Origin of the sequence: Ketobacter sp. MCCC 1A13808 (assembly GCF_009746715.1) — a bacterium.
GTDB lineage: Bacteria > Pseudomonadota > Gammaproteobacteria > Pseudomonadales > Ketobacteraceae > Ketobacter.
The window spans coordinates 312,691-324,865 of sequence record NZ_VRKW01000001.1; the positions used below are offsets into that span (position 1 = coordinate 312,691).

Here is a 12,175-nt window from a genome sequence, read left to right on the forward strand (position 1 = left end):
ATGTTTGATAACCTTTCTGCCCTGATCGCAATCTCTGCCATTGCCTTGGGGTTTGGCGCGCTGCTGGGCTACGCTGCCGTCAAGTTCAAAGTGGAAGGCAACCCCATCGTTGAACAGGTCGACGCACTGCTGCCACAAACCCAATGCGGACAATGTGGCCACCCCGGATGCCGCCCCTATGCAGAGGGCGTTACAGAAGGCGAAGCCATCAATAAATGCGTGCCGGGCGGAGATGATACCATTCGTGCATTGGCCGATCTTCTGGGCCGTGAGTTTATTCCGCTGGATGAAGAGCACGGTCAGGCACCGGAAACCAAAATGACGGCGATGATCCGCGAAGCTGAATGCATCGGTTGCACTAAGTGCATTCAGGCGTGCCCGGTCGACGCCATTCTGGGTGCCGCCAAACAAATGCATACGGTTATCATCGACGAATGCACCGGCTGTGACCTCTGCGTTGAACCCTGCCCTGTAGACTGCATTGATATGATCCCGGTGGCAGTGACGCCGCAAACCTGGAGCTGGAATGCGCCGGACGGTATCGGCAATCGCCCGGGTAACCTGATCCCGTTGAGGAATATCGCATGAGCCGCCGCATCTGGGATTTTCCCGGTGGCGTCCACCCCCCGGAAAATAAACAGCAATCGTCAGTACAGGCAATTCAACCGTATACCATTCCCGAATACGTTGTGATTCCGCTGCAACAACACATCGGGGTGCCGGCGAAGCCCTGCGTCGCGGTGGGCGACAGGGTACTAAAAGGCCAAAAACTCGGTGACGCCGGTGGTTTTGTTAGTTTGCCCGTGCATGCTTCCACCTCCGGCACCGTCATCAGTATAGATCTTCATGTCGTGCAGCACCCCTCTGGCATGGACTCCTTGTGCATCACGATTCAGACCGATGGTGCAGACCAATGGATTGACCATCAGGGTATTGCCGACTATCGCAACCAAGACAAAAAAGTGGTTTTGGAACGCATTCGGGAAGCCGGTATTGCGGGCATGGGTGGTGCGGGTTTTCCCAGCGTAGTGAAGCTGGGCATTAAACCGGATCAGCAAGTGCAAACACTGATTCTGAATGCGGTGGAATGTGAGCCCTACATCACCGCGGATGATCGCTTAATGCAGGAACGTGCCGAAGAAATTATTCAGGGTCTGGAAGTCATGGCCTGGTTAATCAACCCGCAGGACATCGTCGTTGGCATCGAAGACAACAAACCCCAGGCGATCGACGCCATGCGCGCAGCGGCACAGGGCACGAAGATTGAAATCGTTTCAGTACCGACCAAATACCCATCCGGTGGAGAAAAACAATTAATCTATATTCTGACCGGTAAAGAAGTACGCAGTGGTGGTATTCCTGCGGACGTGGGCGTAGTTTGTCAAAATACCGGGACCGCATACGCGGTAAAGCGCGCCATTATCGATGGCGAACCACTGATCAGCCGCGTCACCACACTCACCGGCGACAAGGTAAAAAACAAAGGCAACTATGAGGTGCTACTGGGTACTCCGGTGTCAGTTTTACTGCAACAGGCCGGCGTCGCCGAACCGGAATTACACCGTTTAATCATGGGCGGCCCGATGATGGGCTTTGCCATACACGACCCCCGTGTACCGGTAGTAAAAACCACTAACTGTTTGTTAGTACCGTCTGAAAAAGAATTCCCTGATCCTGCACTGGAGCAGCCCTGTATCCGCTGCGGCAGTTGCGCCCAGGCTTGCCCGGTCAATCTGTTACCGCAGCAACTGTATTGGTTTGCCAAAGGAAAGGAGTTTGATAAAGCGGCCCATTTTAATCTTTCCGATTGCATTGAATGCGGCGCCTGCTCCTATGTCTGCCCGAGCAACATCCCCTTGGTACAATATTACCGTTACGCCAAAGGCGAAATACGAATACAGCAACAGGAACAACAAAAAGCCGACCATGCGCGGCTGCGGTTTGAAGCACGCCAAGCTCGCATTGAGCGCGAAGAACAGGAAAAAGAACTGAAACGTCAACAACGGGCAAAAGCGGCAGCAGAAAAGCAAGCAGTCAAGAAAAAAGCGCCTCCCGCTGCCAACGCCCCTGCCAACACCGGCACACCCACTGACCCGAACCCGGCACTAGACCTGACTAAACTACAAACCGCCGCCGCGTCCACCATGAAGCGATATAAAGACGCGCAAAGTGCCCTGTTGCAGGCAGAAAAAAGTGGCTCAGAACACATCGAAGTTTTGCGCAAAAAAGTCGATCAACTGAAACTGAAAGCGGATACAGCAAAGCAGGCATTCGTGGATGCAAAGTCCGCCACACCCAGCGACAGCCCAACAACAGCGCCTGATACCGGAACTGATCCAATAGCCATTTTGAAAAAAGCATCCGCCGACGACTTTGCCGCCTACAAGGCAGCAGAAAAAGCGCTGCAAGAGGCCCAATCAACCGGCAATACAGCGACCCCGGAAATCGACGCCCTTGCAGCAGACGTGGCTGCGTTGAAAACGAAATCTGATGCCTCCAAAGCCGCCATGAAAGAAGCCCGCGCCAAGGAAAAAGAAACCATTCAAAAACAAAATGCAGCAAAAGACCCGGTTAAAACCGCCAAGATGGAAGTAGCTAAACAGCAAGTACTATTAAAAAAAGCCAACAAGGCGCTGCAGGCTGCACAGGCAAGCGGTGAAGGCGACATAGACACCCTGGAGCAAGCCATTGCATCCACCCAACAGGCATTGGACGCAGCCGAAGCAGAATTGCAAAAGGCAGAGGGAGCAAACTCATAATGGCTTTACTGTCGGTCACCTCTCCCCACGTTCACAAACCGGGCAACACCGGCAGTTTTATGCGTCAGGTTTTGTACGCGACCATCCCGGGCCTGCTCGCACTGACGTATTTTTTTGGCTTCGGCACGATTATCAATGTGTTGCTGGCCTGCCTATTTGCCGTTGTCTGCGAAGCCCTAATTCTGAAAACCCGCAACAAACCGATCGCTTTCTATCTAACGGACTACAGCGCCATCGTTACTGCCGTATTGCTGGCATTAGCGATACCTCCCTCTGTCCCCTGGTGGATGACGCTGGTCGGCACCGGCTTTGCCATTATTGTGGCAAAGCATCTTTACGGCGGCTTGGGTATGAATCCGTTTAATCCCGCCATGGTGGGCTACATTTTGCTGGTCATTTCATTCCCTAAGGAAATGACAAGCTGGCTGCCTGCTGCCGGTGTCGATGACGCCACTACCGCACCGTCACTCTTCCAGTCATTGGGCCTCACTTTCTTTTCCGGCGCAGCCAATGGTATTGATGCGTTAAGCGGTGCGACCCCACTGGACACCTTTAAAACGTACGCCGGTCAACACGAAGTATTAGACACCCACCCGACGCTGCACGGCCTGCTCGGAGGTTACGGCTGGGAATGGGTTAACCTGGCCTTTCTGGCTGGCGGTCTCTATCTGATCTGGAAGAAAATCATTACCTGGCATATTCCCGTGGGCATGCTCGGAGGAATCTTTTTTCTCTCCGGCTTTTTCAACACGGCAGTGGATGCCGATAACTACGGCAGCATTTTGTTCCATATGCTCAGCGGTGGCACCATGTTGGGCGCGTTTTTCATCGCGACCGACCCGGTTACTGCCGCCACCAGCAACAAAGGTAAAATCATCTACGGCGCACTAATCGGTGTACTCACTTATATCATCCGCACCTGGGGTGGCTACCCGGATGCGATAGCCTTCAGTGTGGTATTGTTGAACCTGGCTGCCCCGCTTATCGACTATTACACCCAACCGCGAACCTACGGACATAGCAAGCCCAACAAAGGGCTGGCGAAACAGGATAAGGGAGCCTGAATGATAGGCCAATCGGTTTCCCGCAACAGTATTATTCTCGGCGCATTCGCCATTATCACTACGGGCATGATCGTACTGACCGCGAACCTGACCCGTGACAAAATTGCGGAAGAAAAAAGTCACGCTCTGGAGCGCAGTCTGTTAGAGGTGATGCCCGCAGCACTCGTCGACAACGAACTGCTGGAAAGCAGTATCGATGTGGAGGCCGCGACGTTGCTGGGCACCCGCAATACGGAAAAAGCGTACATCGCGAAACAAGACGACCAACCCACAGGTATTATTCTGCAAGCCGTGGCACCGGAAGGGTACGGCGGCTCAATCAATTTGCTGGTGGGCATCGCTAAAGACGGCGAAGTCACTGGAGTCCGCGTGATTCCACCACACTTTGAAACACCAGGGCTGGGTGATGCCATCGAGATCCAGAAATCCGACTGGATAACCTCCTTCAATGGCAAATCCCTGCATAACCTGAGCGAGCCAGAATGGCGTGTAAAAAAAGACGGCGGCAGCTTTGACGCTTTTACCGGAGCCACGATCACGCCACGAGCCGTCGTCGCTGCGGTATACCGTTCGCTGCAATACTTTGAGCAACACAAAGTCCGGTTGCTGCACAACACAACCACCCCGGCTCATGAAGATCAGGCGCTGATCGAACAATCTGATCTGCAACACGGCCATGTAGAGCAAACATCAACACCGCCAAACCCGGAGGATTCGATCCATGAACAGTGAAGAATTCAAAAAAATCACCAAGGATGGACTGTGGAAGAACAACCCGGCGCTGGTTCAGGTATTGGGTTTATGTCCGCTTTTGGCGGTTTCCGGTTCCGTGGTAAACGCACTGGCGCTGGCCTTGGCAACGGCAGCGGTACTAACCCTTTCCAATCTGGCTGTGTCGCTGATCCGCAACGCCACCACGGATGCGATTCGCCTGCCAACCTTTGTCATGATCATTGCAGCCTTCACTACCTGCATCGAATTTTTGATGAATGCGTTCACCTATGAGCTGTATCTGATCCTGGGGATATTTATACCCCTCATCGTAACCAACTGCATCGTATTAGGCCGCGCCGATGCCTTCGCCAGTAAAAATCCACCATTAGCCGCAGTTTGGGACGGGTTAATGATGGGATTGGGATTCGGCTTGGTACTGGTTCTGTTAGGAGCGGTGCGGGAACTTCTGGGTACCGGCGCCCTGTTTAACAATATGGATCTATTGTTCGGTGACATTGCCAGTAACTGGAGACTGGAATTGATTCCGGGTTATCGTGGCTTCCTGATTGCCATATTGCCACCGGGAGCGTTCATTGTGCTTGGATTTCTGATGGCACTGAAAAATATTATTGACGCCAGGGTAGCCGCCGCTGCCAAAGCGAATAAAGAAGCCGTAACCGCTGGCAGTAAGCGGGTACGGACTACCGGAAATATCGCATAGGTGTTTGACGATTGACACCGAACTGGCTATCCAAACCGCTTTCCGGGTGCCTTTTGCTCCTTGTGTTGAAATCGCTTGGCGCTTAAGCAAACCGTTCTGGGGTAACGGCTATGCCAGTGAGGCTGCGGCCGCATCGCTGGTATACGCGTCCGACCTGTTAAAACTAGCACAGGTCGTTTCCTTTACCGCAACCATCAATACACGCTCTCAAGCCGGCATGTGCACAGAGCGCTTTGAGTTTAACCACCCGGATATCGCACCGGATCATATACTGTGTCGCCACATATTATATAAAATGGACTTTGACTGAGATCGGGTCTCAAGGATGATTCTCTATGCCAATCGCAAATTGCATTATTACATCGGGTTGCAAGGAAGGCACAAGTAATTTAATCGAACTTTGGGCCAGGGAGTCTGCCCAGCCTTCTGAGCACATGACTGTGAATCTCATCAAAAGTGATCAGCAGTTGGGCAACCCGTACAGCGTTATGGCCAGCCTCTCGCTGCCTTCAATTTGGTCGGAAAAAAATACTTCATTGCTCCAGGTGGGTCTGGCCCGAGCGCTCGCTATCCATTTCAACCTTGAGCTAGGCCGGGTTCAGGTCATTACCAATATCGTCGACTCGGGGTTGGTTGTGGAATCAGGGCGAGAAGTAAAGTGGTTACCATAAGGTGAGTTTTGAGCTCCCTTTCAAAAGCCACGCAAAACACGCTTTTCTAATCTTCTCAGTCTAATATCTGCGCTTAGGATTGGGAGTCGGCTCAATCCATGGGAACACGCAGAATGCTTCTACGGCGCACCGACCCAAACCATAAACTGCTCCGGGTTCTTAATGCCGTCGTAGCCAAACCGAATTCACGATCCCCTTTACCGGAGTAAAGGGGCGTAACTTCAAACGATTCCGGATCGATTAAGTCGGCTCGAAAATCAATGGCACAGTACGGGTAATCGACACCAACGCACAAGTTCACCTTCATCAGGCTGGTGTTCTCTACACCGGCCACTGCCAGTTTCCCATCATAAGTTCGACGGATGTTATCCGGATAAAAATCAAGCTCGATGCGGGTGGATTGACCTAGATTTTTTTCAAGCGGAATACGAGTCACACTGGAATCGGGCATGGATACCACGAACGCCCATTGCTCGTCATCAGATAGTTCGATCCCATTGTTTTGCGCCAAAGAAGCATTCTCTACCTCAACCCAGCCTAGCGCTGATGTCCATTTAAATAGTGCGCCCGTTTGGTCCAGTTTGCCTTCATTCCACAACCGATTCATATAGCCTTTGAGGTCGAAGGTGACAGACAAAATAATACTACCGTCAGCTCTACCAGCCACCGCATTCGGAAAGGTCATCGCTGGACTGGGAACACAACCGATCCAATCAATATCGGGAATCGCGCCCATTAATTTAATATTGAATATCTCGACTGCGTGGCGACCGCCATGATTAACGACGTACAAAAAAAACGACCCGTTATCCTGGCCCACGAGGCTCAACCCGTGTGCTGAAAACTTTTCTGGATCAGGCGCACCGTCGCATTCTGAAAAAGGCGCCTGCGCCACTTTCTCGGTGTACAGTTGCATATCCAAAGTTGATGCGGCGAACGCGTCTTCGTTTATCAAATGCAACGCACCGGACTGAAATATCCAGTTCCCCACACCACTACCAATAATCCACGGGCTATCCGGGATCGCGACCAAATCCTCAACGTCTGCTACCCCATACAGATAATCGACCCTATGGCTTTCCGAGGTAAATCCGTGACCACCTATGGTGATCATTAGCGCCACAAAGAAAACCCGCATCACACTCGTCATAACGACTAACCTCTGGCCCCAACAGCATTAAAAATACTTGCTATAGGATAGCTCAAACAGCAAGAAGGTTACTTCAGTTTGAATATCTTCACCCTGAAACGGAGCATAAGTAACATCGACCGGATCACAATCGTTACCCACCGCGGTGCAGGCAGGATAGAATTGTTCGCTCTGCAAATAGCCAAAGGTAAAGTCAATCTGACTTTTATTTCTGAATAAATAAGACCCTCCTAGTGAATACAAGTACCCTTCCGATAGCGTAACTGTTGCATTAGGTGAGTCATTACGTACGGCTGACGGACGATATTGTAAACCGGCTCGGAAACTAAAGTTGTTGGTAGCTTTATATTCTGTTCCCATTGACCAATAAGCAACATCGCGCAAGCCAAGGCGATAAATAACCGCGTTAGGTTTTATTCCTTTCGCGCCCCCGGTGCCAACAGTATCCACCAAATTTCCCAATGCGAGCAGTGGTATATCTTTGTCAAACTGCAGGCTGATATCGCTGAACGTCGACCATTCCGTCCACTTGATATCAAAATTGTAGCTCCATTTAGGTGTGAGATTCAGACTAATACCTGCATTAAACCGCTGTGGAATTTCATAACTAATCTTAATTTCGCCACTGCCCTGGGCCAGCAGTTCAGCCTGGGATGGTAACCTGAACCCCAATGCGTCAGTAGCTTGCACCACCGTATTCCATACTTCTCCACCCATGAATGTCACCAAAAAAGCTTCAAAAGGCGGATTAACCGGGAAATCATACTCTCCATCGAGCTTCACCTTGACGCCGGAATTATAGGATAGCCCAAGTGTAAACCATGACTTGGGTGACCAAAGCAACCCTAGGTTAAAACCAATAGCGTCATTTTGACTTGCTTCAAACTTAAGGGTCGTTATTTGTGTGTAAGGCGGTATCGATGTACATAGGTCCAGTTCTGCAAACTGAGGTTCACCATTTTCATTACACAACAATCCACTCACATAGGGTGTCGGAATTAAAAACAAGCCATCGTTGGGGGCGCGAACCGGCATCTCAAGCCCCATACCCGCGTAACTCAAATTGATCGCCATGCCAATCGATAACGTATCTGAAAATTCATAGCCTACTGAAGGTGAGAAATAAGTTAATAAAGCAAACGCACTGCGCTGCTGAAAAAAGCGGCCAGGATCATCATCTTCTTTATGGGCACCCATCATCATGGGTGTGTATACGCTGGTAGCAAATGTAAACAGACTGTCAGGCGCATTATAGGAGGCTCCCCCCGTTGCCCCGAAGGCCGAGGACTTATCTTGCATGCCTTTCCCTGGTGTCATAACGGTAGGGCCAGCAGTTTCACTTTTCTGGCCGTAAGCCTCATCGTATAAAAAAAGCTTACCTTCCTCACTCAGATTACCATCAGCATCCAAAAAGAACTGCGCGGCATCATCCAGAATTTTTTGCTGGTAATCCCCGTATTCTCCAAAATAAGTAGTTGCTGAAAAATCTCCGGCAACAAACTTTACCAGGAATTGTCGTGCCTTCAAACGAGCAAGCCCTGCAGGATTAAAATGGATAGAGTCTATCCCCGGCGGGTCCGCAGTGACTGCATGGCCCAAGGCTAACGCCTTAGCGTTACCTATTGCAAGGTCATCAGTGAAAGAGGCCTCTACCGGTGAAGAACACACTAGTGAAAACCAGATGCACCATCTTATTCTTTGTTGGTCTACCATATATATCATTTCTGCTACCGCGAAGTTTTAGTTTTTATGATTGTGTTCACAGTGATATAGGGATATCCCGTTTATCCACCCTTTTTTCATCCCGGTTCACGCTCGGGTGGCTAATTCCAGTTCTCCAATAGTAGGTACCTGCCAGGGAATTACGGTAATCCAAGCACCCGAACCAGTGCCAAAAATCTGCCCGTGCTAAGCTGGTGGGCCTATGAATACAGGTAAAGAAATGGCTTGCTTCATTATTCCCATATCTCGGTATTCGATTCGTGATTCGCAAATCCGAGACCCCGCCGGAATCACATCCAGTAGCGCGTTAATCATTGAGGCAATTTCCTCTTTAGCTAAGTTCACTCCCACGCAGAAATTAGGACCATGACCGAACGTAAGTTGACGGGTTTGCACGACGCGATCCAGATTCAGATCATCGGGTTTTTCATATTTTTCAGGGTCCCGGTTAGCGCCACCGGCGGACAGCATGAGCATCTGCCCTTTGCTTATCTTTTTTCCCCGCAGATCAAAATCACGCACCGCAAAACGCATGGTTCCAGGCGGAATACTGAACGCATAGCGAATAATTTCATCGATTGATTTCCGGATTTGTGCACGATCATCGCGTAAACGCGCCATGACGATAGGATTTTCCAATAACGCTTTTATAGCCAATGTCGCTACCATTGCTGTTGCTTCACTACCAGCGCCTATTAACGAAGCCAACAGCAACACGATGTCATCTTCAGATAAGTTTTGATCCGCGTCTTGCGCTCGTATCAAGTCAGACACAAGATCTTCCTGGGGGTTGCGCCGGCGTTGTTTGACTAAATCTCGAATCCATGCAGCAAATTCCACGAACCCCCGCTCTGATTCCTGGCGGACTTCATCGGATATAAACGGTAAACCACCCTGAACAACCGCCTGCGCTATTTCGCAGAACCGAACTTCATCTGCCCCCGGGGTGATACCTGTGATCCGGCTGATAACGACGTTGGGGACTTTATTGGTAAATTCACCCATAATATCAATCGTTTCGCCTTCCCGCCCGCGCAGGGGATCAATGAGCTGTTTCACCACCTCCTTGATTTGCTGATCCATGCGCGCCACCGCGCGAGGCGTAAAAGCCGCAGTGGTTAATCTACGCAATCGCGAATGTTCCGCCGGAGCCAATGCATGAATTGCATTTTCATCGGACCATTTCCGCATAGAGCCTTCCGGATGCGGGGTATATAGATTCCACTCCCGTTTAATATGAGTCACATTTTCCGGATCGTTGAATAGGCGTTGGATATCATCGTGCCGGGTGATCACCCAGAAACCGAAAGGAGCAACAAAATGGACTGGGTCTGTTGAGCGCAAATAATGCAAATCGGGAATAGGGTCCGTCTTCGCCAGCATGGCAATAAAAGGATCTTCCGTACTATTTTCCTCACTTTCATCTATTGCGCTTGCATCGGCCACATCCCGGGAAATCCTGTAGCCGCTGAAGCGATAGGACCCCATTAAACCGGCCTTGATTTTGCCGCTCATTTGCTCGCCTGATAGGGTTGCTTTGAATTCCACTTTCATTTTTATGGGTGAGGTAACGTGGTTAATCCAGGATATTTTGTCACCCTCTACCGCTGCATTCGAGATCGGTTGAGGTGCGCCTTTTCCCGATTGTGTACCCGTCAGTTTGCCGTCCACGGTTTGCAAAACCAACTCCGTTTTTTGTTCTCCGGTGGGCCCCTTTACAGAAATGCTCCACACGCCATCTACTTTTGACATCACAGGTTCTCCTTATTAATTGCCGATTTCTCTATACCTGGTTAAAACTTACTTTTGTTAGCGAGCAGGCCTTGTCTTATCACTCGCCAGAGGCATCAACAGGACCACCAAAGCCGTCAACACAAATGTAACGGAACAACCTGTGAAAACCTGATTGGTTGACAGCATGGCTGCCTGGCCTGCTACCACTCGCTCTATTAAAAAAATCGATTGCTCCGTGGACATGCCTCGCTGAACAAAAAAATCGATCAAATGTCGGGTATTCTGCAGGGCACTTACAATTTCTTCATGATATCGACTGCCTCCGTTGATCCATGCGCTAGTGACGATGGACGTGCCAAAAGCACCCGCAACCGTGCGTACGAAATTGATCAGGCCAGAAGCAGCAGCAAGATCTTCGGTCTTGACACTACGCAGCGCTGAAGTCATTAGCGGAATAATGAAAAAAGACATCCCAAGCCCCATGAATGAGACTTGCATTGCTATTTGCCCATAGGTCATCTGGCTGGTCGCGCCACTGCGAATGAAGGAGATTATTCCAAGGTAAAGTAAAGCGCCGACGACCATATATTTATGATTGGCACGCGCCAACATTTTGCTTGCTACGGCCGATGCTACAAACGCGGCTATTCCACTGCCCGCCATCGTCGTACCTGCCTGGCGTGCGGTATACCCCATATCAGTTTGGAGCCACAAAGGCGTGAGTACGATCGTTGCAAAATAAGCTCCCATCGCCAGCGCTAACGCAATCAGGCTGGTAGCAAAACCCCGATAACGAAGTATCTTAAGATTCACGATCGGATTATCGTCCGTGAGCTCCCAAATCACGAAGGTAACAAGTCCAACAAACGAAACTACTGTCAAACTTACTATCAAATCCGATGCAAACCAGTCATGGTCCTTGCCGAGATCCAGCGTTAACTGCAACGCGCCGACCCAGACAACTAACAACACCAGGCCGATTAAATCCACTTCTACACGCCGAGAGGGTGTCTCGTGGGATTGCAGGCATTTCCATAACGCCAATGTTGCTACGATAGAAATAGGTACGTTAATCCAGAATATGCTTGGCCAACCTACAGCATCACATAACACCCCCCCAAGTAGCGGACCAACGACTGGAGCGAGCACGGTGGTCATAGACCATAACGCCATAGCCAAAGCCTGCTGATGTGAGGGAAATATCCGCAGCAGCAAGGCTTGGGACAGCGGGATTAACGGGCCACCGGTCAACCCCTGAAGTATCCGAGCCACCACCAAAAAATTTAAGCTGGTTGAAAGCGCACAGAGCGCGGAACACAAACCAAACCCCGCCATAGCCACCACCAACACGCGAACCGACCCAAAGCGGCTGGTCAACCAACCTGTTAACGGCACGATAATGGCTTCCGCCACAGCGTATGACGTTATTACCCATGTTCCCTCTCCGGGTGATGCACCCAAACCACCTGCAATATTCGGCACCGACACATTCGCAATACTCAAATCCAGAACGGCCATAAAATTTGCTACCGCCAACAGTACGGCTGCGGACCACATCGCCGCGGGTGGTAACATTTTTGAAGTTAGCTGGTCCGATGCAGCCGCATCCGTCACTAAATTTGAAGAGGATCTGCCCATGC

The 12,175-nt window shown here is 50.6% G+C and carries 11 protein-coding genes; 7 read left to right on the top strand and 4 right to left on the bottom strand.

All coding sequences use genetic code 11. The features are described 5' to 3' along the window. Genes rsxB through FT643_RS01495 form a run of 7 tightly spaced genes read left to right on the top strand, consistent with a single transcriptional unit; the run spans position 1 to position 5,929 of the window. Entirely contained in the window at positions 1-588 is a 588-nt protein-coding gene (gene rsxB, locus FT643_RS01465; RefSeq protein ID WP_156869395.1) for an electron transport complex subunit RsxB, read from the top strand. Continuing rightward, the gene (gene rsxC, locus FT643_RS01470; protein WP_156868903.1) at positions 585-2,759 is read left to right on the top strand and encodes an electron transport complex subunit RsxC; all 2,175 of its coding nucleotides are present in this window, start codon (positions 585-587) and stop codon (positions 2,757-2,759) included. Before rsxB ends, rsxC begins: the two co-directional genes overlap by 4 nt. Continuing rightward, a complete protein-coding gene (gene rsxD / locus FT643_RS01475; RefSeq protein WP_156868904.1) occupies positions 2,759-3,823 on the top strand; it encodes an electron transport complex subunit RsxD in 1,065 nt (354 codons plus the stop codon). The genes rsxC and rsxD overlap by 1 nt, the downstream gene beginning before the upstream one ends. Continuing rightward, positions 3,824-4,555 carry an electron transport complex subunit RsxG gene (rsxG, locus tag FT643_RS01480; RefSeq protein WP_156868905.1) on the top strand — a complete coding sequence of 244 codons (732 nt, stop codon included), beginning with the start codon at positions 3,824-3,826 and terminating at the stop codon, positions 4,553-4,555. Next, on the top strand, positions 4,545-5,258 hold the full coding sequence (locus FT643_RS01485; RefSeq protein ID WP_156868906.1) for an electron transport complex subunit E: 714 nt from the start codon (positions 4,545-4,547) through the stop codon (positions 5,256-5,258). Before rsxG ends, FT643_RS01485 begins: the two co-directional genes overlap by 11 nt. A 4-nt stretch (positions 5,259-5,262) precedes the next feature. Then, positions 5,263-5,568 carry a GNAT family N-acetyltransferase gene (locus FT643_RS01490; RefSeq protein ID WP_198043237.1) on the top strand — a complete coding sequence of 102 codons (306 nt, stop codon included), beginning with the start codon at positions 5,263-5,265 and terminating at the stop codon, positions 5,566-5,568. A gap of 25 nt (positions 5,569-5,593) precedes the next feature. Continuing rightward, entirely contained in the window at positions 5,594-5,929 is a 336-nt protein-coding gene (locus FT643_RS01495; protein WP_156868908.1) for a hypothetical protein, read from the top strand. A gap of 91 nt (positions 5,930-6,020) precedes the next feature. Here the strand turns inward: FT643_RS01495 and FT643_RS01500 are convergent, their stop codons facing one another. From FT643_RS01500 to FT643_RS01515, 4 genes are all read right to left on the bottom strand, one after another. Beyond that, positions 6,021-7,079 (bottom strand): hypothetical protein, encoded by a 1,059-nt coding sequence (locus FT643_RS01500; RefSeq protein WP_156868909.1) that lies wholly within the window; start codon positions 7,077-7,079, stop codon positions 6,021-6,023. Between the two features lie 27 nt (positions 7,080-7,106). Further along, on the bottom strand, positions 7,107-8,792 hold the full coding sequence (locus tag FT643_RS01505) for an OmpP1/FadL family transporter (protein ID WP_198043238.1): 1,686 nt from the start codon (positions 8,790-8,792) through the stop codon (positions 7,107-7,109). Between the two features lie 195 nt (positions 8,793-8,987). After that, complete coding sequence (locus FT643_RS01510; protein ID WP_156868911.1) at positions 8,988-10,553, bottom strand: cytochrome P450; 1,566 nt, start codon at positions 10,551-10,553, stop codon at positions 8,988-8,990. A 57-nt stretch (positions 10,554-10,610) separates the two neighbouring features. Continuing rightward, positions 10,611-12,173, bottom strand: coding sequence for a DHA2 family efflux MFS transporter permease subunit (locus FT643_RS01515; RefSeq protein ID WP_198043239.1), 1,563 nt, complete (start codon positions 12,171-12,173; stop codon positions 10,611-10,613). Positions 12,174-12,175: the final 2 nt, after the last annotated feature.

Bases quoted from the DNA above. Each gene is read 5' to 3' on its own strand.
- FT643_RS01515 (WP_198043239.1), bottom strand. From the start codon at position 12,173: ATGGGCAGATCCTCTTCAAATTTAGTGACGGATGCGGCTGCATCGGAC.
- FT643_RS01500 (WP_156868909.1), bottom strand. From the start codon at position 7,079: ATGACGAGTGTGATGCGGGTTTTCTTTGTGGCGCTAATGATCACCATA.
- rsxD (WP_156868904.1), top strand. From the start codon at position 2,759: ATGGCTTTACTGTCGGTCACCTCTCCCCACGTTCACAAACCGGGCAAC.
- FT643_RS01505 (WP_198043238.1), bottom strand. From the start codon at position 8,792: ATGGTAGACCAACAAAGAATAAGATGGTGCATCTGGTTTTCACTAGTG.
- FT643_RS01485 (WP_156868906.1), top strand. From the start codon at position 4,545: ATGAACAGTGAAGAATTCAAAAAAATCACCAAGGATGGACTGTGGAAG.
- rsxC (WP_156868903.1), top strand. From the start codon at position 585: ATGAGCCGCCGCATCTGGGATTTTCCCGGTGGCGTCCACCCCCCGGAA.
- FT643_RS01495 (WP_156868908.1), top strand. From the start codon at position 5,594: ATGCCAATCGCAAATTGCATTATTACATCGGGTTGCAAGGAAGGCACA.
- rsxB (WP_156869395.1), top strand. From the start codon at position 1: ATGTTTGATAACCTTTCTGCCCTGATCGCAATCTCTGCCATTGCCTTG.
- rsxG (WP_156868905.1), top strand. From the start codon at position 3,824: ATGATAGGCCAATCGGTTTCCCGCAACAGTATTATTCTCGGCGCATTC.
- FT643_RS01510 (WP_156868911.1), bottom strand. From the start codon at position 10,553: ATGTCAAAAGTAGATGGCGTGTGGAGCATTTCTGTAAAGGGGCCCACC.